The following is a 21,142-nucleotide window of genomic DNA, read 5'->3' as shown; positions in this document are numbered from 1 at the left end:
TATGGCTGACTAATTAAATACGCTGAGTGAAATGCTTTAGTCGTGAAAGAGGGTGTTCTTTAAAGATAAATCGAGGCTTTGCTCCACAACAAGGATTAATTCCAAATATGCTGCGTACTTCACAATCAGAAGCAGCAAAAAAATTTGGCTGTGCCAGGCTTAGCGCTACAGACACCGAAACGGCTGTCTGCCAAAGCAATAAATTAAAAGAAACATTATTAAGGAAAGCGAAAATGAATGAAGATCGGATTGGTGGTAACTGGAAACAGTTCAAAGGAAAAGTTAAGGAGAAATGGGGCGATCTTACTGATGACGACATGACTGTTGTGGAAGGCAAGCGTGATCAGTTGGTGGGAAAAATTCAGGAACGTTACGGTTATGAAAAAGATCGTGCAGAGAAAGAAGTAAAAGATTGGGAAGATTCAAACAAATATCACTGGTAAGCCTGCCAAAGGTGCCGGTTTCCCCCTTCCGGCACCTTCTCTACTTAAAACAACAATCCTATTACTTACCGAAACGCGCGATCGTACTGGCTGCACCCCGCGAAGGGTCTTTGCGTTGTTCTAATCATTCATCGTGCGTTAAGCCCGACTTCTGGTGAGAAAAGAGCAGGTTGGCCGCGTGAAAACGAAAAAAACGGCCATTTCTGACCGTTTTCAAAAGCGCTGTTTTTGTCAGCGATTAATGTGCAGGACGATTCACTTCAACGGGACGCAAATCGAACAGCAGCACCTCAGCATTATCACCGGCGGTAAAACTAAGCGAAGTTTCATTACGAACCCGCGCACCATCACCTGCGTTAAAGCGAATACCGTTCACTGTGACAGAACCCTGCGCCACGTGAATATAAGCGTAACGATCTTCACCTAACGTCACGGTTTGCTGCTCATCACCATTAAACAAACCGGCATAGATACGCATATCCTGACGCACGCTTAACGCGTTGCCTTGCCCTTCTGGCGAGACGATCAGGCTAAATTTGCCTCGTTTATCCTCTTCAGGCACAGAAACTTGCTGGTAACCTGGCTGCGTGCCGTTTTCAGCTGGCACAATCCAGATTTGCAAAAAATGGACGCCATTGGTGCTGGAATGGTTGAATTCACTGTGCGTGACTCCGCTACCGGCGCTCATCAATTGCACGTCACCGGGAACGATTACCGAACCGGTACCCATGGAATCTTTATGTGCTAACTCGCCTTTCAGCACATAAGAGATGATCTCCATATTGCTGTGAGGATGCGCGCCAAAACCGCGAGCGGGTGCCACCTGATCATCGTTAATCACCAGAAGGTCAGAAAAACCCATCTGTTTGGGATCACGGTAGCCCGCAAATGAGAAGGTATGACGTGATTTCAACCAGCCGTGATCACCTAAGCCGCGTTGTTCTGATAATCTTTGCTCGATCATGGTCTGCTCCTAAATTTTTTGGGGAAGTGGATTTGCCCTTCCGATAGAGAAGCAGTATACGTAAACTAATTTGCTCAACAATTAGCTCTGATATGAATCACTGTCACCTTTAAGTGGACAATATGCAAATCGAAGATCTTCGGATATATGTGGCGGTGATGAACGCCGGAAATTTCACGGCAGCGGCCGACCAGCTCATGCTATCGAAACAATATGTCAGTCGGCGCATGGCAGCGCTTGAGGCTTCACTGGGCGCGCGTTTGTTGATACGTAATACGCGAAAATTATCGGTAACGGATGCGGGTAAAGTCTTTGCCCAGCACGCGCAACGCATCCTTGATGACATACAGGAAGCAGAACAAGCCGTTTCTGAGCGACGTCAAGAGTTACACGGTACATTTCGAATCAGCATGCCGATGTCGTTTGGCATGAGCCATCTTTCACCGTTAATCGCGGATTTTTTGGCTGAACATTCCGCGTTGCAATTTCAGGTTGAACTGGCCGATCGCTATGTTGATGTGATTGGTGAAGGCTTTGATATGGCGATCCGCATTGGCACCTTGAGCGACTCAACGTTGATCGCCCGTCAACTTGGCGAGCTGAAGCGGGTAATCTGTTGCAGTCCCGCTTACTTGAAGCGTGCAGGTGAACCCAAGGTTCCTGAGGATCTACTGCAACACGCCTGCCTGCGTTACGGTAGGGAAGGCCAAAACGGTTGGGAGCTAAAGGTCGACGGGAAAAAGAAAGTGCTGGCGGTACAAGGCCCGATGATGAGCAATAACGGTGAAGTGCTGTGCGACGCGGCGATCTCTGGTTTAGGCTTGGTGCTTTTGCCCGAATTTATTGTAGGCCCGGCATTGCAACGCGGCGAGTTGGTGTCGGTGTTAGATGCCTGTCATCCCGACTCACTCTGTTTGAATGCGGTCTACCCGCAGCACCGACAAAGAAGTGAAGTCAATCGGGTGCTGCTGTCGTTCTTACAACAAAGGCTTAATGCGTAAACTCTCCCTATTTTGATCGACAACAGGGAGAGTGGCGAGCAGGTTAATTCACGGTTTTCAGCGCCGCAAATACGCGCGCAATTGCCACCGCACCAGGATCTTGTACATCTTTCAAATTATCACTATTGAGGTAAGAAGAACGCCCCGCTTTTGCTTTGGTCATGCTGGCGGTATTTTCCGCGCCTTTATGTGCCGCATCCGCGACGGCGTTGAAATCCTTGCCTGCGATCATCGCTTCGATAGCCGGTTGTAGCGCATCTATTAACGTGCGGTCGCCGAGTTGTGCACCGCCATAATGCTTCATTTTTTCCAGCCCCTTCTGCAAAGCCTCCGCTAATGCGCTCCCTTCTGCCAGCTGCTGACCCGCCGCGGTAAAGAAAATGGCCATTAATACACCGCTGGACCCGCCCATGACTTTTGCCAGTCGCTCGCCAATGACTGCGAACAGATCGGGCAAGGTATTCAGCGGCAAGTGCTGCTCTTTGCACTCATCAAGAATGTGTCGTGCACCGGCGGCGAAGGTCGAACCGGTGTCACCATCGCCCACCTGAGCATCCAGTTTGTTCAGATCACTTTCATTTTTGATCAGCGTGTCGCAAACGGCGCTGAGAATGCGGGCGACATGGGCGTTTTCAGAAGCTTCGAAGGCAATTTCGCTCGCCTGCTTTTCAGCTTTATACGGTTTCAGAGCCTCAACTTTGACCGCTTTACACCAGCCAGCCGCTTCCACGGGCGCGCAAATCGCCTCCTCAAACAATGGCGAAAGTTCAAGGCTGGTGACGGAATAGCCTTTCATATCCAGCGCCGTCATCATTGCTGCAGGGCCAATCAGATACTGCACACTGTTGCTCAACGGTGATTCGATCAAATCGCGCGTGACGAGATTCATTTCCAGCGCTGACATTCCGCCAAGATTGTTCACCAACAAGACGCGCGGCTTGTCGGCGTCACGATCCTGCAGCACTTTTTCCAACAGCTGTTTAGCAATCTGCTGGCTGCTCTGGGATTTAATCACCTCAACGCCCGGCTCACCATGAATACCCAACCCCATTTCCACGCTGCCTTCCGGCACGCGTTCGTCGGTATCTTCACCTGGCAAATGGCAGCTCGACATCGCAACGCCCATCGTTGACATGGCTTGGTTTGCCGCCTCCGCCGCTTTGGTCACGGTGGCTAAATCATCTCCGCGCTCGGCGACGAAACCCGCAATTTTATGCACCAGCAAGGTTCCTGCCACGCCACGCGGCTGTGGATTCTCAGGCAGCGCAATATCATCGCCAACGATAACCATGCTGACATCAAAACCTGCTTTACGCGCTTTTTCTGCCGCCAGGCCGAAGTTAAGGCGATCGCCAGTATAATTTTTAACGATCAACAAACATCCGGCCTCGCCGGTGAGATTAACGATGGCGTTATACACCGCTTCGACGCTGGGAGAAGCAAACAGATCACCGCACACTGCGGCGGTTAACATCCCTTTGCCGATGAAGCCAACATGCGCAGGCTCATGTCCTGATCCTCCGCCAGAGATCAGCGCCACCTTTTTTTTATCCCAGTCATTACGCATCACAATACGTATCCATGGATCGACGTCTAATCGCACCAGATTGCGCCATGGATTGGCATAAATGATGCCATCCAGCGCATCAGCAACCAGATCTTCTTTCTTATTCATCATGAATTTAGTCATTACTTATTCCTCATCTGAATGTTTCGATGTCGATTCCACGAAAAGGAAGTGTTGCACATGGAAACCCACCGCGTGGGCTAAAAGTGGCGAAATCATTCCTAAAGTCGCCATCATTGATGCTGAAATGGTGGCGTGGAATGCGCCGTTTACGGGTGAGAAGTAGCGCGATATCGCCGATGCAGGACGACATCATTTCGCTTTATCAACAAGGCTAAAAACGGCGGCGCTTTACTTAACCTTGCCGTGAAAAACCCAAAACGCCCACGTGTGATAAATCAAGGTTATCGGCATCACGATAGCCACACCCGTCAGCACAAAAATTTGTGTAACCTGATCCGCAGCACTGTTATGCAGATCAATCTGTTGCGGAATGAGCCACGGATAAATCCCCCAGGCAATGCCTGCCATTACGGCGGCGATTAAAGCCAGCGTTATGGCGATTTGCCACTTTGGACCCAATCGGTAGAGCGCAATCAGCAACATGAGCCACAATGCCGCAATGAATAAACAGATCGCTTTCCCCCAGCCATGCCACGTTTGTTGCCACGGATCGGGGTTTAATAAGATCAGCGCCAAAAACAGCACCAGTGCAACCACCCAAAAAAACCATGCCAGCGTGTTTGCCCGCTCTTCAACCGATTCCCCAATGCGCCAGCGGATCCAGCAGCAGCCTAACATCAGATAAATAGCCATCAAGCCAAAGCCCGACAACAGGGCATACAGGCTGAAGCCGAATAAACTCTGCCCTTCCATCACCTTGCCCGCGCACCAACCCTGACAAAAAGCGGCCAGTGCGGAGCTTAGCGGCAGCAATTTATCCAGCCAGTGACGCAGTTCGCCAGCGGCCTGAGCACGATACTCCAGTGCTAGCGCACGCAGAAACAGGCAAAGTAACATAATGAAAACCGGTAGATAGAGTGCGCTAAACAAACTGCTGTAAGCGGCAGGAAACAGTGCCAGCAGGCCACCCGCTACCAGCACCAGCCAGGTTTCATTGGCATCCCATACCGGCAAAATACTGTGCACCATGCGCTGTTTCTGTTCTTCATCGTCAAACCAGAAAAAAAGCATCCCGACGCCAAGATCCGCGCCATCCAGCCAGACATACATCAGCAGTGAAAATAACAGTGTCAGGGCGCAGAGATCGGCTAAGTTCATTGTCCGCTCTCCGAAGAGGTCGTTAAGCTATTCGCAACAACCTCAGTTTCCTTTGGCAGCGGCGCATTAACGTAACGCAACAGATAACGTAGCCCAAGAGCGAAACTGAAACTGTAAATCAACAGCACGCCAATAACCGAAGCAAGCGTCAAGCTCAGGGACAGCGATGAAACACTTTGCGCAGTGCGCAACAAACCATAAACGGTCCAGGGTTGACGCCCCAGTTCTGTCACCAGCCAACCCGACAGCATCGCGACAAATCCGCTGGGCGACATCAACACCAGCCACCACAACAAGCGGCGTGACGTGAGCAACTTATTACGCCAGCGCTGAAGGTTAGTGACACAGGTGGTGATCAGCATTAACGCCCCTAATCCCACCATGACGCGAAAAGCAAAAAACACCGGCAACACCGGCGGCAGCGTGTCAGTGGGAAATTCACTCAGGCTTTTAATATGCCCGGTTAAGTTGTGACGCAAATAGAGCGAACCCAGATTAGGAACGGCGATTTCAGCACGATTACGCTGCATTTGTTGATCGGGTATCGCAAACAGCCGCAGCGGTTCTCCATCTCCCGGCGCAGGTGATCTCCAGCTCCCTTCTATCGCGGCTAATTTGGCGGGCTGATAGCGCAGCGTATTTTCACCATGAAGATCGCCAATAACCAGCTGCAGCGGCACGGCAAATAGACAAAAAGTCAGGGCGCTGGTCAACATGATACGTGCTGCCGCTTCCTTTGGACGGTGCAGAATTCGCCATGCCGCTGCACCTGCCATCATAAATGCCACCGCAATCAAGGTTGCCAACACCATATGCGTAAAGCGCCAGGGAAAGGAGGGTGCAGAAAGCAGAGTCATAACGCTGTTAGCATGAAATACACCTGCATCATCGCGAGAAAAATCAACCGGCGTTTGCATCCAGGAATTAGCGGCCAGGATCCAAAACGCACTGATAAAGGCACCAAGAGCCACCATGCAGGTAACGATAAAATGAATACCGGGGCGGATACGCCCCATCCCAAACAGCATCACGCCAGTCAGCCCCGACTCCAAAAAGAAAGCCACCAGCACTTCATAAAACATCAGCGGGCCGATGATTCCACCTACGCGTTGAGAGAAGGGGGCCCAGTTGGTGCCAAACTGAAATTCCATCACCACGCCAGAAACCGCGCCAATCGCCACCGTCAGCGCGAAAATCTTTAACCAAAAATGCAGCGCTTCGCGCGCGCCGGGCTGTTTACCCCAAAGCCAGCGAGCCTCAAACCAGACCAGAAAAGGGGCAAGACCCAGCGTTAATGCCGCCAGCGTGATATGCATACCCATTGTCAATGCGAACTGCCCGCGTGACAGCAGCAGCACCCAATCAGCGTCACTCACGGGTCGATTTCCCGCTATAACGGGTGACCGGTGGCTCCTCTGCGCGTTGTAACTCTTGAGAGAACGCTTCCATTCCGGCAAACAGAGGCCGCAGGCTTTGCCATAACGCCTCGTCATTCAGCAGAGACATTACACCTTTCAAGCCCGGTGCAGCTGAGTGCTGTTTCGTCTCTTCGCTGGCGGGTTTTAACGCCATCAGCGCGGCCCGAATTGCCAAAATCATGTGATTAAAGCGTTCGGGCGGAATGGTACCTAACGCCATCATTAACAATGAGAGGTTTTGAATGGCGTTTTGCGAGCCGGGCCGATTCAGCCCTTCAACCAAAATCTTACCAATGTCGCTGTTGGCCTTTACGACATCGTTGGCGAGACGTAAAAAGCCGTGTTGGTGCAAGCTTTCCAGCAATGTATTAAGCGATTCTTTTGCGGTAGGTTCGGTGCGCGTCGGCGGCACATCGTATTGCATGCGTTCGGCCATTAAAATTTCTCCGGATGTTTTACGTGTGCGGGTGGCTGTTGATAACCCGTCTGTTGCCATTTATCTTCTACGGGCAAATGATCGAGCGGCGTGCGCTGACCATAACGGAAATTATGCTGAGGCAGAGGGTTCGGTTGCGGTGGATGATCCAGCGCCTGCATTTTTACTGCAATTTCTTTATAGGCGGGCGTGTTCACGTCAGGATCGTGATGATCGCCGGTCAAACCATTTACGCCAGGTTTACCATGATGAATCGGGATAAACAGCACATTGCCCTGAACCCGCTGGGTGATCACCACCGGTACTTCAAGCGTGCCGCGCCGCGAAGTAATCGCAACCCAATCTCCCTCTTTCAACTGACGTTCAGCGGCAAGTTGCGGTGAAATTTCCACAAACCAGTTCGGTGACAGCGAGGATATACGGCCGCCTTGCCCAGTCTGATTGGTGGACTGAAAATGCTCCAGCATGCGGCCATTGTTCAGTAGCAGATCGTACTCACTATCTTCACGCTCTTCCGGCGGACGCCATTCCAGTGGATAGAGTCGTGCTTTGCCATCCGGGAAATGGAAGGATTCGGTATAGAGCAGCGGTGTACTGCTGCCATCGGCCTTCACCGGCCACTGTTGTGATTGCCAGCCCACCAGCTGTTCATAGCTAACCCCGGCGAAAATCTCCGCAATACTGGCTGTTTCTGCCATGATCGCGCCGGGATTAGGATAGCGCCACGGATGTCCCAGCCTGGCGGCTAAATCAGTGAGAATTTGCCAGTCGGGACGGCTATCGCCCAGCGGCGGCATTGCCGGAGAGAAATGTTGAATACGCCGTTCGGTATTCACAAAGGTGCCCTCCTTCTCAACGCTTGGGCAACCTGGCAATACCACGTCAGCAAATTCGGCGGTACGGCTCATGAAAATGTCCTGCACCACCATAAAGTCGAGCTGTGTAAAGGCTTGGTGAACTTTAGTTGAATCCGCGTCAGAGAACGCGGTCTCTTCGCCAATGATGTACATCGCCCGCACTTTTTTCTCGTAGGCTTCCTGCACCATTTGGAAGTTGTCTGCACCAACCTTGTCAGATAACGCTTCAGGCGAAACGCCCCACGCTTTAGCCCACTTTTCACGCGCGGCATGATCCGTGACTTTGTCATAGCCCGGATAGATATTGCTGAGGCAGCCAAAGTCGCTGGCACCCTGCACATTGTTGTGGCCACGCATTGGATAACCGCCAGTGCCGGGACGACCATAATTTCCTGTCACCAACAGCAAGTTAGAGAGCGCGGTGCTGGTATCTGCCCCATGGCTATGCTGGGTAATTCCCATTGCCCACAGCAGGCAGACGCTGCCCGCGTTACCGATCATCTCTGCGGCGGTGGTCAATTCTTTAACACTTAGCCCGGTAATATCGCTGGCAAACTCAAGCGTAAAAGGCGCAAGCGAGGCGCGATATTCCTCAACCTGAATCACCCGTTCACTCAGGAATTTGTCATCGGCATAGCCGTGGTCAAACATATAGCGCGCCATGGCTGAAGCCCATACCATGTCGGTGCCAGGCCGCACGCGCAGATAACAATCGGCTCGCTCGGCCATTTCGTGGCAGCGCGGATCAACAACCAGCAACTTTTGGCCTTGGTGCTTGTGGCTCTGCTTAATATGGGAAGCGATAACAGGATGGTTTTCAGCCAGATTACTGCCAACAATCACAACCAATTCAGTAAGCTGTAAATCCTTGATACTGCCCGCATCACCTCCGTATCCAACCGTCCGAAACAGACCTTGGGTTGCAGGGTTTTGGCAGTAACGTGAAGAGTTATCGACGTTGTTGGTGCCAAAGATCAGGCGGGCAATTTTTTGTGTCAGGTAGGCTTCTTCGTTGCTGGCCTTGCTTGAGCCGATAAACCCAATGGCATCACCGCCGTGCTGGTTGGCAACGGCACGCAATCCTTGCGCCACGCGATCCAGCGCCTCATCCCAACTGGCTGGACGGAAACGCCCTTCTTCACGTATCAGGGGTGTGGTTAGACGCTTCGGACTGTTAACAAAATCCCAGCCAAACTTGCCCTTGATGCAGGTCGAAATGCCATTCGCAGGCGCTTCAGCTACCGGCTGAATTTTTAGGATATGGCGATCGCGCGTCCACATTTCAAAGCTGCATCCAACGCCGCAATAGGTGCAAACGGTTTTGGTTTTCTTGATTTCAGCTTTGCGCAAGGCGGTATCAATCACGGATATCGCCGTGATCGGTTCCATGCTGATGCTCTTTTCCAGCGCCTTAACGAAATCAATCATCGGGCGTTTTACCTTTTGCGGCATGGCGGTAAAAGGCCCGGCATCAGGCTGCATGGTTTTTTCCAGTAAAGCATTGCAGGGACAAACTGTTACGCAGTGTCCACAGCTAACACAGCTGGAACCCGCAATCTGCGTTCCGCCATCCCACAGCACGCGTGGATGCTCCGCAGTGTAATCGATGGATAAAGTTTCATTCACTTCTACGTTTTGGCAGGCTTCGACGCAGCGCCCACATAAAATGCATTGATCCGGGTCGTAGGTATAAAACGGATTGGAGTGATCTTTCTCGCTGGGTTTGCGTTCATAAGGGTAATACTGAATCGGAATGTGCATATCAGCGACGGCATTGTGTAAGGTGCAGTCGCCGGTGTTGTGTTCACAAACGGTACAATAAAGCTCATGACGATTAAGGATGCGATCCATCCCCTCTTCCTGCGCGGCACGCGAGGTGGCAGTTTGACTGCTGATTTGCATACCGTCTTGCGTGGTTAACGTACAACCGCGCACCTGTTCACCATCCACGTCAACCCAACAGACATCGCATGTTTGCAGCGGGGGAAGAGCCGGGTGATAACAAACGTGAGGTAATTTTTTTCCGTGGTCATCAAGAAAATCAATTAAAGGTCGATTCGCGGCTCCGCTTAACGCTTCGCCATTATAAATAATGGTACAAGTCTGCTCACTCATTTTCCGCCTCATTTCCGACATTGCTCCTGGCATCCTGCCAAGGTATACCCTGGGTTATTCGAGCCACAGCTAACCGCTGTATAACTTGAAGCCTGACGGGTATATTTATTGTAAAGTTATGTCCTTGATGATAGCGGTTATTAACCATTCTGCCATATTGCCGCGCTTCGTTAATTGACCCACTCAGTGAACGGCGCGCCTAATTTCATTTCCGTCTCGCTTAAATGCTATATAATATTTAATCTTAATTTTCATATAGTTAAATATTAGTAAGTCATAGGGTCAAGAAATTAATATTTATTAACAATAATTGCGCCATTAATAGCCTGATTTTTATTCAGATTTCTCTGCCTCGATAAATAGCATTCAGAATCAGTTCTATAATCTTTACTTGGTATTTTTAATACGTGACGATCTCTTAACGTGATTGGAGGAAATATGCGCGCATTAGTCTGGCATGCGGTAGGTGATATTCGCCTGGATACCGTTCCTGACCCTCAAATTGAGCAGCCCAGTGATGCAGTAATTAAATTAACTGCTTCAGCTATCTGTGGCACTGATTTGCATTTTATTCGTGGCACCTTCAGCAATATGCAGCAGGGAACCATTCTCGGGCATGAAGGCGTAGGTATTGTGGAAAGCGTTGGCGATGAAGTCCGCAATTTCACCCCCGGCGATCGTGTGGTGGTGTGTTCAACGGTGTCGTGTGGCGTTTGCCCGCCCTGTCGTGCTGGCCATACCGCGCAGTGTGACAACGCAAATCCCAACGGGCCAGAAGCCGGAACCTGTTTCTTCGGTGGCCCGCAAGCCACAGGCCCAGTAAATGGCTTACAGGCCGAAAAAGCCCGCATTCCTTATGCAGCGAATACGTTGGTAAAAATTCCCGACGGCGTCAGTGACGAGCAAGCGATCTTGATCAGCGACATCTTCCCTACTGCCTGGTTTGGTGCGGAGTTAGCAGATATCAGCCGTGGCGATATCGTTGTGGTATTTGGCTGTGGCCCGGTTGGGCAATTCACCATCGCCAGCGCCTTTTTGATGGGCGCCGCACGCGTCATCGCCGTTGATAGTCATGTTGATCGTCTGGCAATGGCGCGTCGTCAGGGGGCATTCACCGTTAACTTTGAGCGTGAAGATCCGGTTGCCGTCATTAAACAGCTAACGGGCGGAACCGGTGCAGACGCTGTTATTGATGCGGTGGGTGTTGATAGCCAACATGCTCATCATGGCCCCGCCAGCGATGAGGCCGAACAAAAAGCCGATAAATTTAAGCAAGAAGTTGAACAGGTCGCACCTGAAACCCATCCGCAGGAGGGCAACTGGGTGCCGGGTGATGCGCCGACGCAAGCGCTGGAATGGGCCATTGCCAGCGTGAAAAAAGCGGGTCGCCTCAGCATTATTGGCGTTTATCCTCCCACGGCGGAAATTTTCCCTATTGGCAAAGCGATGAACAAGAACCTGACAATGAAAATGGGGAACTGTAATCATCACACCATCATCCCACATTTACTGGAACTCACCCGCAGTGGCGTAATCGATCCCGTTGGTGTTCTGACCAATGTTGAACCGCTGAGCAATGTGATTGATGCGTATAAACACTTTGATAAGCGCGAGCCGGGATGGATTAAAACGGAGCTGATGCCTCAAGCCTAGCGAGCTGGCCTGAATGAGCGTCTTGGGGCGCTCTTTTTTTTGCTATCAATGCCCTGACGCGCGAATGTGGAATGTCTTTTCGCCGTGCGGTTTTTTCTCGATAGCGCTGCGTAGCGCAAGGGTTTTAAGCCGTTTTACCGGGCCGCTTTCAGGCTGAAATCGCCTGAGCGTTGAAATCACAGTTTTCACGCTACAGGTCGGAGAGAAACAGCGTTTTATGGGGAGAAAAAGCGGCTTTTTACTTGATCTGGATCACGAAAATCAGCATCATGCGCAGCGAAAACCCTTACGACGCTGCGGAGATATTGATGACCCTTTACCAACATATGCTGATTTTTTACGCCGTGGTGGCCTCTGTCGCAGCGCTTATCACCTTCTTTATCGCTAAAGATAAGTTCAGCATTAAGTTGTTGAGCGCATTTCTGGTCGGCGCAACCTGGCCAATGAGTTTTCCCGTCGCGTTAATGTTTGCCCTGTTTTAATTGACATTATTTGTTCACTGACCACACTTAGGCGATACGCCTCTGGTCTGCTGGACGCTTTATAGACCACCGACGTTTGTTTGCTCTCTCAAAATCCTAACAAGGAGCGGATATGCGTTTATTCACCCTGATTTTCTTCATTACCACGTTAACCGCCTGCAGTTCGCCGTGGGGCCCCGAAAAACCGGTGCCTAAAGGTGAAACGCGTCAACAAACCTGTCAGCCAAATACCAGTCCTAATCAAACCGATTGCGGTCATTTTCCTGAGCCTGAATTCCACTGATCACTGAGTTTGCAACCGCTGATAATCGCGAATTAATTGCGCCAGGCTGTTTGCACCAGACTTGGTTAAAATCGCCGCCCGGTGCGCTTCTACCGTTCGCGGCGATAGGTCCAGTTTTCTTGCGATCGCTTTACTGGTTAATCCTTCTACCAGCAAATTCAACACTTCATTTTCCCGCACGCTGAGTTGGGCATAACGCGTAATCAAGACCTGCTGCTGTTGCCAGTTCTCAGCAAGCCGTTGGCTTTCACGTAGCGCGCGGTTGATCACCTCAATCAGCGCGTCGACATCAATGGGTTTCGTGAAGAAATCAAACGCGCCGTGATGGAAAGCGCGTCGACACGTGTCGATAGTGCCATGCCCAGTCATCACGATGATGGGCAGCAGCGGGAACGGCATTTCACCCTCTTCCAGCCAGGCTAAGCCACTTTTCCCTGGCATACGCACATCAAGCAGCAAACATCCGTGTAAAGCGGTGTTATTTTGCTGCATCAAAGCATCGATACTGGCGAAACTTTGACAATCCCAGCCCATAGATTGCATCAGGAACATCAGCGATTCACGCACCGATGCATCATCATCAACAATGTAAATTGTTTCCATCACTCATTTCCTTGCTGCCGGTAGTCGCAACGTAACCCGTGCACCACCGGCGGGATCGTTGCTCAGGGTGATATCTCCATTCATACGTAAGATGAGCGTTTCGGTCAATGTCATGCCTAATCCAATGCCTTCCTGACGCGTGGTGAAGAACGGCATGAAAGCTTGCTGTAACGCTTCATGACTGAATCCCGGCCCGCCGTCATGCAGCACGATTTCTATCTTATTCTGGAGGCGACGACTTTCGATGCGGATCGTTCCTCGCGCGCTATTCTGTTGCGCCTGAATGGCGTTGCTCATGAGATTGTGAAAGATTTGCTCCAGCCACAGCGCATCGGCTAATACCGATGAGGCATCCTGCGCAAACTGGCTGTTGAGTGTGATGTCTGCCGCGCGCATCTCACGCTCAAGCAACGCCGCAACGCGCGCTAACATGACACTCAGATCAACCGCTTCTAGCAAAATCTCTTTTTGGGAGACATTGTCACGAAAACGTTTAAGCAGCTCACTGATGCGCTGCGTCTGGCGCAATGAGGCTTCCAGCGCCTGGGGCAGCATGCCATATTCCCCGCGCGCCACCAGCCGCTGTGCACTCTGGACATAGGTTTGAATCGCGGTAAGCGGCTGATTGATCTCATGCACCATCCCAGCCGTGATTTCACCCAGCGCATTGAGGCGGGAATGTTGATAATAGAGCGCGCGCTGCTCTGCTCGCTTCTGCTGCTGACGTTGGCTGAATAAGGCCAGCGTAGCCGCCACAATGATGCCCCACAACATCGTCGCTGAAATCAGCGGCAGCCAGGAAAGCTGTCGCCAGGCTGGATTGGCATCCGCTTCCAGAACAAAGGGTTGCAGCGGATGCGCCAACGCTTGCTGCCAATGCCAAAACGCTTTCGTCTTCGCGCTGCCCTCGATAATCATTGGCTGCTGCTGCCAAAGTAAACGCAGCGAAAGAAAGTCGGTTTTATTGCGCATCAATGGTTCCAGCTCAATTAAAAAGCGGGTTTGTTGATAAGGATTATAAAGCCAGTAACGCCCTGCCTGAGCGGGCTCGACACGCTGACTGTCAAGCGCACGGCCTTGGGTCTTTTCCATCGCCAGCAGTTGAGGGAATTTGTGTTGCAGTGCCGCCAGCGATTCATTACCAGATAGCAGTGGCAAGAAGGTTTCGTTTTGAGTGAGGATATTGCTCAGTGCACGTTGAATGCGGTAAAACTCAGCATTACGCAGATCGTATTGCTGTTGTATCTGCCACAGACCCGCCAGCCCGGCAGACAAAATGCTTAGAACGAGCCAACTCATTAAAGCGATGTTTCTCAGGCGCAATGCGTAAAATTCCTGATAGAGAAAGGGCGAATGATATCGCCCTAAACCTTAGATGACGTTTTAGGACGCATCAAAGCTTTTCAATGCTTCGAGCGCACAGGTTTCATCAAGATGGCCGCCCGGTGCACCGCCAATTCCGATAGCGCCAATCACCTGGTCGCCGCTCTTCACCGGCACGCCGCCCGCCAGTAGCAGATAACCTGGAATCGCGGTCATATTGGCTGCGCCTGGATTTTTCTGTGCGGCTTCCATTACCTTGCCGCTGCTGTTTTTACTGCTTAACGCGGTGAACGCTTTCATGCGGCTGGCTTCTACCGTATGCGGGCCTGCATTGTCCATGCGCTGTACTGCTTTAACAATACCCGCGCGATCAACAACCGTTACTGCCACATTATATTGTTGTGCTGCACAAGAGGCGATGGCTGCGCTTGCCAGACTATTCGCCTGATTTAACGAAATATTTTTTTCAATCAGCGTTGCGTTATTTGAAGCAGCATAGGCCGAACCAGAAGCTAAAAAGGCGAGTGTAATTAAAGCGATTTTCATGTCAGTTCCTGAGTAAAGTAAGCGGGTGATAACTCTACCCACCTTAATCAACGCTGAACATTCGGGTGATTACCCTTAATGCCTGGTAAAACTACCTGGCGGCTATTTTAGGTTGCTGTAATGATGGCTTTTTTATCAAAACAGGTTCACCACAAACGCGTAATAGTGTTAAGTCGCTTTATTCTCTCTGTTTTTTATCAACGCTTTACACCACCTACATCCATCATTAAAGTAGCGCGCAGACATCAAATATGATGCGTAAGCGTTAACGTCAACCAACGCACCACCTGCAGCTTTGCTGCACTTAGTGATGTTTATCATGACGACTGTTCAAACACCGGCTAAAGCCTCCTCCGTTATTTCGAGTTCTGGATTTTTCCTCTTTGTTTTATTACTTACCGCGGCCAACCTGCGCGCGCCAATTACCGCCGTCGGGCCGGTGCTGGAAGATATTCGTCTGACATTTGGCCTAAGCGCCAGTGCTGCGGGCTTGTTCAACTTTATTCCGCTAATCCTGTTTGCTGTGTTAGCGCCCGTAGCGGCGTTTCTGAGCCAGCGAATTGGCCTGGAGCGCAGCTTATGGGGCGCGCTCTGCTTAATTACTGCGGGTTCAATCGTTCGCTGGAGCGAAAGTGAAACCGCGCTCTGGTCAGGAACCGTGTTATTAAGCGCAGGGATTGCGGCGGCCAATGTGTTGTTACCGCCCCTGATCAAGCGCGACTTCACCGAACACACCGCCAAGTATATTGGTTTATATGCGGCAACCATGTCGATTACCGCCAGCCTGGCATCGGGTGTTGCGGTGCCGCTTACCGCGCTCTCCGATCTTGGATGGCGCTTGTCGCTGGGCGTGTGGGCGGTGCCGGCAATGATTGCACTCCTGGTCTGGTTGCCGCTGCTGCGCCATCGTCATCAACAGCCAACATCAACGGCATCCACAGAAAACCTGCCCACTCGCAATCCCTGGCGAACCCTTATCGGCTGGCAAGTCGCGCTGTTTATGGCGCTGCAATCTCTGGCTTTCTACACCTTGATCGACTGGTTTACGCCCTATGCGCAAGCCCACGGTTTTAGCCAGGCGCAAGCCGGATGGCTGCTGTTTTGGTATCAGGCTGTGGCAATTGTGGCCAATTTAGGGTGTATGGTGGCGCTGAAACGCGTGCGCGATGCCAGGTTGCTTGCGTTCATCGCTTCATCTGCGATCTTTTTTGGCATGCTGGGATTACTGCTGTATCCGCAGTTAGCGATAGTTTGGCTGACACTGGCAGGATTAGGCGCGGGCGCATCGCTGGTGCTCTCTCTTTCGCTGTTCAACTTGCGCGCCCGCCATCACCGTCAGGCTTCACAGTTGTCCGGTATGGCGCAATGCGTGGGTTATGGATTGGCGGCGCTGGGACCGCTATTTTTTGGCATACTGCATGAGCACAGCGGTAACTGGACATTGCCGTTTAGCGTGCTGGTGGCGTTGAGTTGCGTGCAAATGTTGCTCGCACCGCTGGCGGGCAGCGCGAAGCAGATTAGCTAAGGCCCAATCCCATCCGGCGGAAATTCTATTCCGCCGGAATCTCGTAATGCACCGCCAGCCACACCGTGAGTTCCTCGCTACTTGTCCAGTTAATGCGATGACGGCACTGGGCCGGAATATTCACGAAATCGCCAGCCCTTAAGACGCGTTCGTTCGGCTCATTTTCCAGTTGCAAACCGGCGGCCCCCTGAATCACCATCACCCATTCTCCTTGCTGTTGGCAATACCAAAAATCAGGCGGGCTGGCTTGCCCACTGGAAACGATACGCTCAATGCACAAGTTGGGTCGGCTGAGGATAGTTTCAAACGTCTCCTCTGCCCCCTTTTTAGCCGCTTCGGGAAACGTGTGTAAAAGATTGGTGAGCATGACAATGACTCGTTGAAGTAAAAGGGATGAACAGGCGTGAAGCCTGCCCACGTTAACCTCTTAACTGACGACGTTGACCGGCTCGCCCTGCTGGAAACCCGCCAGATTAGCCGCAATACCTTGCAGTAAATTATGAACGCCGCTTTGACTTGCCCAGGCAATATGCGGCGTCAGCAGCAGCGTCGGGAGTTCAGCTTGCAACAGCGGGTTATCACGTCCTGGCGGCTCGCTACTCAGCACATCCAGCGCGGCGCCACCAATCGTTGCGTCGCGCAAGGCAGCCGCCAGATCGGCTTCGTTGATCAATCCGCCTCGCGCGGTGTTGATCAGCAGTGCCTGCGGTTTCATTTTGCTCAGGGATTCGCGGTCAATCAAATGGCGCGTATGATCGCTCAGCGGGCAATGCAGCGTAATCACATCGCTGCTGGCTAACATCTCCTCGAAGCTGACATAACCTTCGCGTATCGTCTCACTGCCTTTGCGCTCGGCATACAGCACGTTCATACCTAATGCTGTCGCCATACGTCCCACTGCTTTGCCGATATCACCTTTGCCGACAATGCCCAGCGTTGCGCCAGCAATATCTAAAATTGGCTGACGGTGTACACAAAAATGGGGTGAATTGGGCCAGGCCTGATGTGTGCTGTTTACGTAATCCACCAGCTGACGGCGCAATGCGAAGATAAACGCGATGACGCCTTCTGAAACGCTGCGTGTTGAATACCCAGGCACATTACTGACCACAATACCGCGCTCGCGACAGGCGTTGAGATCGATACAGTCATAACCGGTTGCCGCTACGCAGATGTAGCGAAGGTCGGGAAGTTGCGCCAGCGTTTCCGCTTGCAGCGAGACTTTGTTGGTGATGGCGATGGTCGCGCCAGCCAGCGCTGCAACAATACTCTCAGCAGCAGTATTCGCGCGAAATTGCCAGTCGCTACACCATTCAGGTGGCGTTGGGGGGATCGGCAACGTTTCGCCATCGAGGGTAACAATTTTCATTTTTCGTCCTTTTATCGTTATTCACTAGCCAACACCAAAAGCCAGCAAAGTGGACCCGCATTTTCACACGACAATGTTATTAATATGTATTTCGCGAGTAACCACTAGGTTAATGGAGGCAGCCGCGAAAGTGAATATGTTCAAAAGGTGCGAATTTTTTTGGCAATAGCGCCACTTTTTTTAACCCCTTTAATGATGTCGCGTTACACTGCCGCCTCTAAATTCTGACGTAAAATGCACTCTTATGACCTTTTCTGCGCGGCTGCAACATCAACTCACTGCCTGTATTGCGATACTGGCCGTGCTGCTGTTGTTTGTTGCACCCGTGGTGTCGAAGAACCTTGCAGAACGTCATGACAAAATGGTTATGACGCACGACATGTCAGCCATGCGTGCCGATATGTCGATGATGCATCATCACACCGATATGCCCATGTCCGATTATGCAATGACGATGGATGAAAGCTTCGCCTGCGGTTACTGTGATTTGCTGGTGCATGTCCCGTTGATGTTGTGGGTGTTTGTCACGCTGATCTGGCTGATGCTGGTGATCTCCCGCGCGCCCCCGACGCCTGCCCTTGTTCAGCCGCTGTTGCGACGCGTTACTGGCATCCATCGCCCGCGCGCACCGCCACATTCTGCGTTCAACTTCACTGCTTTTTGACTTGTTCTTCTTGCGCACGTTTGCGCCGGAAGGTGTCTCCTGTCTTTTGAATAGTGTGGAATGGCTATGTCGTCATCACGGGAACTTTCCCCAGCACCCCGCGGCGCGGTGCTTAATCTTTTTCGTCGCCTGCATTTTTATATCGGCTTGTTTATCGCGCCGTTTATCTTCGTTGCGGCCTTAACCGGCACCTTATACGTGCTAACGCCCCAACTGGAAAATGCGCTCTACAGCAATACTTTAACCACTCAGCCACAAGGCATAGCCAAACCTTTGTCTGAGCAAGTTGAGGCTGCACGCCATCGTGCTGGACAGAATGCGCGGATTTATGCGGTACGCCCGGCGCCGGGTGAAAATGACACGACGCGCGTGCAATTTACCCAAGCCAATCTTGGCCCTTCTGAATCGCGATCCCTCTTTATCGATCCTTATACGCTTAACGTAAAAGGTGACATGACGGTGTTTGGCACCAGCGGTGTATTGCCGCTGCGCACTTTGATTGATCAGATGCACAGCAGCTTGCTGTTGGGCGATTTTGGGCGTAACTACAGTGAACTTGCGGCATCCTGGTTATGGGTAGCGGCGCTTGGCGGCATTGTGTTGTGGCTAGGTACGCGGCCGCGTCGTCAGGTTAAAAAAGCTAAAAGCGGTTTTGCCCTGACGCGTCACTGGCACGTCACGCTGGGCTTGGTGTTGTCGCTTGGCTTGGTGTTTTTCTCTGTAACCGGTTTGACCTGGTCGCAGTGGGCAGGCAACAACATCAACAAAATGCGCAGCGATTTTAACTGGCTAACGCCGCAGGTTATCACCGCGCTGAACAGCAGCGAACCCGCAGCACCGGCCGATCCTCATGCTGAACATCATGGCGCGATGGAAGGCATGGATATGTCCAGCATGAAAATGCCGACAAAAGCGGCCAGCCCGCGCGTAATTAATCAACCGAATATTGACTGGGATCGGGTGCTCGATGCGGCACGTGGCGCAGGCATTAATGCGGCAAAAGTAGAATTACGTCAGCCAAAAAACGCTGAGCAAGCCTGGACAGTGACCGAAATTGATCGCAGCTGGCCAAGCCAGGTCGATTCCGTTTCCGTTAACCCCAACGATTTCAGCATCGTTGATCACGTTGAATTCGCCTCTTTCCCGCTGATTGCCAAGCTGACGCGGTGGGGCGTGGATGCGCATATGGGCGTGCTGTTTGGCTTACCGAATCAGTTGATTCTGGCGCTGTTTGGGTTGGGCCTGTGCAGCATGATTGTGTTGGGTTATCGCATGTGGTGGATACGTCGTCCGGCGGTGCCGCAGCTTAATCCAGCACAAACGCTCTCCTCCGCATGGCTGGCGTTGCCGCTGTATACCCGAAGCGCCTCGCTGATTGTGGTTCTCGCATTGGGTTATGCCTTGCCGGTAATGGGCTTTAGCCTGCTGGCTTTTGTCCTGTTGGATATTCAGCGCTGGCGTAAAGCGCAACGTGCAGCACAACCTAAAATCGAAACGCCGCTGGATCAGCAGTCGCCGCTGGCGATCATTCAATCACGCTTCGCCGTTAAGCGTAAAGAGATGCGCTATTTTTTGCGCAGCGTCACGGTGCTGGCCCTGATTGTGGGCACGGTAATGTCACGCGCCATGATCAGCGGTGTGATTGAGCAGTATCACATTCCGTTCAGCGACTGGTCGCTGACGATGTATCTCACACAGGCGATGATGATTCTGCTCTACTCCACCGTGTTTACCGGTCTGTTCTCCATTCCGCTGTGGTATTTCTTCCTGGGCGAAAGCGACGAGCAAGGTAAATAGCGAGCCTGTCGCCTGCCATATTGGCGGGCGACACCTCATTCAAAAAAGTTGACCGGGCTCAGCAAAACCAACGACTTCTCATTTTCAGCGGATCGTTTATGATCGTTGCCATCGACTCAATCTTTAAGGACAAACCATGAACATCATGCGTGCTAATCCTGAACAACTGTTTGAATACGGCCCTTTTACCGTGCGTCGTCAACGTCCGGGCGAAGCGCTTAGCCCGCTGGTGAGCGTTGATCTCATGACGCTAAAACTCGATGCCCGCATTCCGATGCAGGAACATCGCGATGAAGAGGTTTTCACCTATCTCTGGCGCGGTTCCATGCTGCATCAGGACAGTAATGGCGAGCGCACGTCACTCTCCGCAAAACGCGTGATGCTGGTGAACGCTGGCGAAGGCGTACGTTATGAAGAATCGGTGCCGCTGTTTGAGGCCGAAGTGTTGCAGGCGGTGATTAAACCCGCGCAGCCTGGCGGTGAAGCCATGACGCAGGTACTTGAGCGCGATCAGGGTGTGTTGCCAAATGGCTGGACTGAACTCGCTGGCCCCGAAGCGTCGGATGCTCCGCTGGAGTTGCGTCAGAATGCCTATATTTATGATGCGTTGCTGGAGCGCGGGCAGACGCTTGAAGTGCCAAAGCAACCGGGTTTGATCGCCTATATCGTCGTGCTGGAAGGCGTGATCAACATTGGCGATCAGCGTCTGGGACGTGGTGACGCGGCCAGCGACCTTGATGAGATAAACGAGATCACTGGCGAACGCGATGCCACCTTAATCTGCTTCCTGGTGAAGCCAGATACCGCCGCGTAAA

21 protein-coding genes are annotated in these 21,142 nt (G+C 51.9%); 10 read left to right on the top strand and 11 right to left on the bottom strand.

Going from position 1 to position 21,142, the window contains the following annotated elements:
• Nucleotides 1-233: 233 nt before the first annotated feature.
• Nucleotides 234-443: a CsbD family protein gene (locus ACF2G4_RS19765; RefSeq protein ID WP_215848712.1), complete on the top strand. Its 210-nt coding sequence runs from the start codon at nt 234-236 to the stop codon at nt 441-443.
• 238 nt (nt 444-681) lie between these two features.
• On the opposite strand, the gene ACF2G4_RS19760 is transcribed toward ACF2G4_RS19765, so the two are convergent.
• The gene (locus ACF2G4_RS19760) at nt 682-1,407 is read right to left on the bottom strand and encodes a pirin family protein (RefSeq protein WP_243079240.1); all 726 of its coding nucleotides are present in this window, start codon (nt 1,405-1,407) and stop codon (nt 682-684) included.
• Between the two features lie 122 nt (nt 1,408-1,529).
• Between ACF2G4_RS19760 and ACF2G4_RS19755 the strand changes: the two genes are divergently transcribed.
• On the top strand, nt 1,530-2,408 hold the full coding sequence (locus ACF2G4_RS19755; protein ID WP_215848577.1) for a LysR family transcriptional regulator: 879 nt from the start codon (nt 1,530-1,532) through the stop codon (nt 2,406-2,408).
• Between the two features lie 43 nt (nt 2,409-2,451).
• Here ACF2G4_RS19755 and ACF2G4_RS19750 read toward each other — a convergent pair whose 3' ends face one another.
• Complete coding sequence (locus ACF2G4_RS19750) at nt 2,452-4,098, bottom strand: dihydroxyacetone kinase subunit DhaK (protein WP_409076013.1); 1,647 nt, start codon at nt 4,096-4,098, stop codon at nt 2,452-2,454.
• A 26-nt stretch (nt 4,099-4,124) separates the two neighbouring features.
• Between ACF2G4_RS19750 and ACF2G4_RS19745 the strand changes: the two genes are divergently transcribed.
• On the top strand, nt 4,125-4,313 hold the full coding sequence (locus ACF2G4_RS19745; protein WP_409076012.1) for a hypothetical protein: 189 nt from the start codon (nt 4,125-4,127) through the stop codon (nt 4,311-4,313).
• Between the two features lie 13 nt (nt 4,314-4,326).
• Here ACF2G4_RS19745 and ACF2G4_RS19740 read toward each other — a convergent pair whose 3' ends face one another.
• From ACF2G4_RS19740 to fdhF, 4 genes are read right to left on the bottom strand one after another with little or no spacing between them, the layout of a single operon-like run.
• Nucleotides 4,327-5,256, bottom strand: coding sequence for a cytochrome d ubiquinol oxidase subunit II (locus ACF2G4_RS19740; RefSeq protein WP_243079243.1), 930 nt, complete (start codon nt 5,254-5,256; stop codon nt 4,327-4,329).
• Nucleotides 5,253-6,632, bottom strand: coding sequence for a cytochrome ubiquinol oxidase subunit I (locus ACF2G4_RS19735; protein WP_409076011.1), 1,380 nt, complete (start codon nt 6,630-6,632; stop codon nt 5,253-5,255). Before ACF2G4_RS19735 ends, ACF2G4_RS19740 begins: the two co-directional genes overlap by 4 nt.
• A complete protein-coding gene (locus ACF2G4_RS19730) occupies nt 6,625-7,110 on the bottom strand; it encodes a DUF1641 domain-containing protein (protein WP_409076010.1) in 486 nt (161 codons plus the stop codon). The genes ACF2G4_RS19735 and ACF2G4_RS19730 overlap by 8 nt, the downstream gene beginning before the upstream one ends.
• On the bottom strand, nt 7,110-10,082 hold the full coding sequence (gene fdhF, locus ACF2G4_RS19725; protein ID WP_409076009.1) for a formate dehydrogenase subunit alpha: 2,973 nt from the start codon (nt 10,080-10,082) through the stop codon (nt 7,110-7,112). The genes ACF2G4_RS19730 and fdhF overlap by 1 nt, the downstream gene beginning before the upstream one ends.
• A gap of 438 nt (nt 10,083-10,520) precedes the next feature.
• On the opposite strand from fdhF, the gene ACF2G4_RS19720 reads away from it, so the two are divergent.
• The 3 genes from ACF2G4_RS19720 (at nt 10,521) to ACF2G4_RS19710 (ending at nt 12,500) form a co-directional block, all read left to right on the top strand.
• Nucleotides 10,521-11,735 carry a zinc-dependent alcohol dehydrogenase gene (locus tag ACF2G4_RS19720; protein WP_332626955.1) on the top strand — a complete coding sequence of 405 codons (1,215 nt, stop codon included), beginning with the start codon at nt 10,521-10,523 and terminating at the stop codon, nt 11,733-11,735.
• Between the two features lie 308 nt (nt 11,736-12,043).
• Nucleotides 12,044-12,217 carry a GhoT/OrtT family toxin gene (locus tag ACF2G4_RS19715; protein ID WP_409076213.1) on the top strand — a complete coding sequence of 58 codons (174 nt, stop codon included), beginning with the start codon at nt 12,044-12,046 and terminating at the stop codon, nt 12,215-12,217.
• 112 nt (nt 12,218-12,329) lie between these two features.
• On the top strand, nt 12,330-12,500 hold the full coding sequence (locus tag ACF2G4_RS19710) for a hypothetical protein (RefSeq protein WP_215848572.1): 171 nt from the start codon (nt 12,330-12,332) through the stop codon (nt 12,498-12,500).
• On the opposite strand, the gene ACF2G4_RS19705 is transcribed toward ACF2G4_RS19710, so the two are convergent.
• From ACF2G4_RS19705 to ACF2G4_RS19695, 3 genes are all read right to left on the bottom strand, one after another.
• Entirely contained in the window at nt 12,501-13,103 is a 603-nt protein-coding gene (locus ACF2G4_RS19705; protein WP_252515531.1) for a response regulator transcription factor, read from the bottom strand.
• Between the two features lie 3 nt (nt 13,104-13,106).
• Nucleotides 13,107-14,402: a sensor histidine kinase gene (locus ACF2G4_RS19700; protein WP_409076008.1), complete on the bottom strand. Its 1,296-nt coding sequence runs from the start codon at nt 14,400-14,402 to the stop codon at nt 13,107-13,109.
• Between the two features lie 84 nt (nt 14,403-14,486).
• A complete protein-coding gene (locus ACF2G4_RS19695; RefSeq protein WP_243079250.1) occupies nt 14,487-14,972 on the bottom strand; it encodes a heme-binding protein in 486 nt (161 codons plus the stop codon).
• A gap of 319 nt (nt 14,973-15,291) precedes the next feature.
• Between ACF2G4_RS19695 and ACF2G4_RS19690 the strand changes: the two genes are divergently transcribed.
• The gene (locus ACF2G4_RS19690) at nt 15,292-16,497 is read left to right on the top strand and encodes a CynX/NimT family MFS transporter (RefSeq protein WP_409076007.1); all 1,206 of its coding nucleotides are present in this window, start codon (nt 15,292-15,294) and stop codon (nt 16,495-16,497) included.
• 25 nt (nt 16,498-16,522) lie between these two features.
• Here ACF2G4_RS19690 and ACF2G4_RS19685 read toward each other — a convergent pair whose 3' ends face one another.
• On the bottom strand, nt 16,523-16,864 hold the full coding sequence (locus ACF2G4_RS19685; RefSeq protein WP_243079252.1) for a cupin domain-containing protein: 342 nt from the start codon (nt 16,862-16,864) through the stop codon (nt 16,523-16,525).
• Nucleotides 16,865-16,924: 60 nt separating this feature from the next.
• Nucleotides 16,925-17,866 carry a D-2-hydroxyacid dehydrogenase gene (locus ACF2G4_RS19680; protein WP_409076006.1) on the bottom strand — a complete coding sequence of 314 codons (942 nt, stop codon included), beginning with the start codon at nt 17,864-17,866 and terminating at the stop codon, nt 16,925-16,927.
• A 244-nt stretch (nt 17,867-18,110) separates the two neighbouring features.
• Between ACF2G4_RS19680 and ACF2G4_RS19675 the strand changes: the two genes are divergently transcribed.
• From ACF2G4_RS19675 to ACF2G4_RS19665, 3 genes are all read left to right on the top strand, one after another.
• Complete coding sequence (locus tag ACF2G4_RS19675) at nt 18,111-18,530, top strand: DUF2946 domain-containing protein (RefSeq protein ID WP_409076005.1); 420 nt, start codon at nt 18,111-18,113, stop codon at nt 18,528-18,530.
• Nucleotides 18,531-18,596: 66 nt separating this feature from the next.
• Nucleotides 18,597-20,327, top strand: coding sequence for a DUF2534 family protein (locus ACF2G4_RS19670; protein ID WP_409076004.1), 1,731 nt, complete (start codon nt 18,597-18,599; stop codon nt 20,325-20,327).
• 136 nt (nt 20,328-20,463) lie between these two features.
• Nucleotides 20,464-21,141: a pirin family protein gene (locus ACF2G4_RS19665; RefSeq protein ID WP_409076003.1), complete on the top strand. Its 678-nt coding sequence runs from the start codon at nt 20,464-20,466 to the stop codon at nt 21,139-21,141.
• The last annotated feature ends 1 nt before the right edge of the window (nt 21,142 follow it).

Source organism: Pantoea phytostimulans (assembly GCF_046118715.1).
GTDB lineage: Bacteria > Pseudomonadota > Gammaproteobacteria > Enterobacterales > Enterobacteriaceae > Pantoea > Pantoea phytostimulans.
The sequence above is the reverse complement of the archived record's forward strand: the minus strand, read 5'-3'. Positions and strand labels throughout refer to the sequence as shown.

Bases quoted from the DNA above. Each gene is read 5' to 3' on its own strand.
- ACF2G4_RS19765 (WP_215848712.1), top strand. From the start codon at position 234: ATGAATGAAGATCGGATTGGTGGTAACTGGAAACAGTTCAAAGGAAAA.
- ACF2G4_RS19760 (WP_243079240.1), bottom strand. From the start codon at position 1,407: ATGATCGAGCAAAGATTATCAGAACAACGCGGCTTAGGTGATCACGGC.
- ACF2G4_RS19755 (WP_215848577.1), top strand. From the start codon at position 1,530: ATGCAAATCGAAGATCTTCGGATATATGTGGCGGTGATGAACGCCGGA.
- ACF2G4_RS19750 (WP_409076013.1), bottom strand. From the start codon at position 4,098: ATGACTAAATTCATGATGAATAAGAAAGAAGATCTGGTTGCTGATGCG.
- ACF2G4_RS19745 (WP_409076012.1), top strand. From the start codon at position 4,125: ATGTCGATTCCACGAAAAGGAAGTGTTGCACATGGAAACCCACCGCGT.
- ACF2G4_RS19740 (WP_243079243.1), bottom strand. From the start codon at position 5,256: ATGAACTTAGCCGATCTCTGCGCCCTGACACTGTTATTTTCACTGCTG.
- ACF2G4_RS19730 (WP_409076010.1), bottom strand. From the start codon at position 7,110: ATGGCCGAACGCATGCAATACGATGTGCCGCCGACGCGCACCGAACCT.
- fdhF (WP_409076009.1), bottom strand. From the start codon at position 10,082: ATGAGTGAGCAGACTTGTACCATTATTTATAATGGCGAAGCGTTAAGC.
- ACF2G4_RS19720 (WP_332626955.1), top strand. From the start codon at position 10,521: ATGCGCGCATTAGTCTGGCATGCGGTAGGTGATATTCGCCTGGATACC.
- ACF2G4_RS19715 (WP_409076213.1), top strand. From the start codon at position 12,044: ATGACCCTTTACCAACATATGCTGATTTTTTACGCCGTGGTGGCCTCT.
- ACF2G4_RS19710 (WP_215848572.1), top strand. From the start codon at position 12,330: ATGCGTTTATTCACCCTGATTTTCTTCATTACCACGTTAACCGCCTGC.
- ACF2G4_RS19705 (WP_252515531.1), bottom strand. From the start codon at position 13,103: ATGGAAACAATTTACATTGTTGATGATGATGCATCGGTGCGTGAATCG.
- ACF2G4_RS19700 (WP_409076008.1), bottom strand. From the start codon at position 14,402: ATGAGTTGGCTCGTTCTAAGCATTTTGTCTGCCGGGCTGGCGGGTCTG.
- ACF2G4_RS19695 (WP_243079250.1), bottom strand. From the start codon at position 14,972: ATGAAAATCGCTTTAATTACACTCGCCTTTTTAGCTTCTGGTTCGGCC.
- ACF2G4_RS19690 (WP_409076007.1), top strand. From the start codon at position 15,292: ATGACGACTGTTCAAACACCGGCTAAAGCCTCCTCCGTTATTTCGAGT.
- ACF2G4_RS19685 (WP_243079252.1), bottom strand. From the start codon at position 16,864: ATGCTCACCAATCTTTTACACACGTTTCCCGAAGCGGCTAAAAAGGGG.
- ACF2G4_RS19680 (WP_409076006.1), bottom strand. From the start codon at position 17,866: ATGAAAATTGTTACCCTCGATGGCGAAACGTTGCCGATCCCCCCAACG.
- ACF2G4_RS19675 (WP_409076005.1), top strand. From the start codon at position 18,111: ATGACCTTTTCTGCGCGGCTGCAACATCAACTCACTGCCTGTATTGCG.
- ACF2G4_RS19670 (WP_409076004.1), top strand. From the start codon at position 18,597: ATGTCGTCATCACGGGAACTTTCCCCAGCACCCCGCGGCGCGGTGCTT.
- ACF2G4_RS19665 (WP_409076003.1), top strand. From the start codon at position 20,464: ATGAACATCATGCGTGCTAATCCTGAACAACTGTTTGAATACGGCCCT.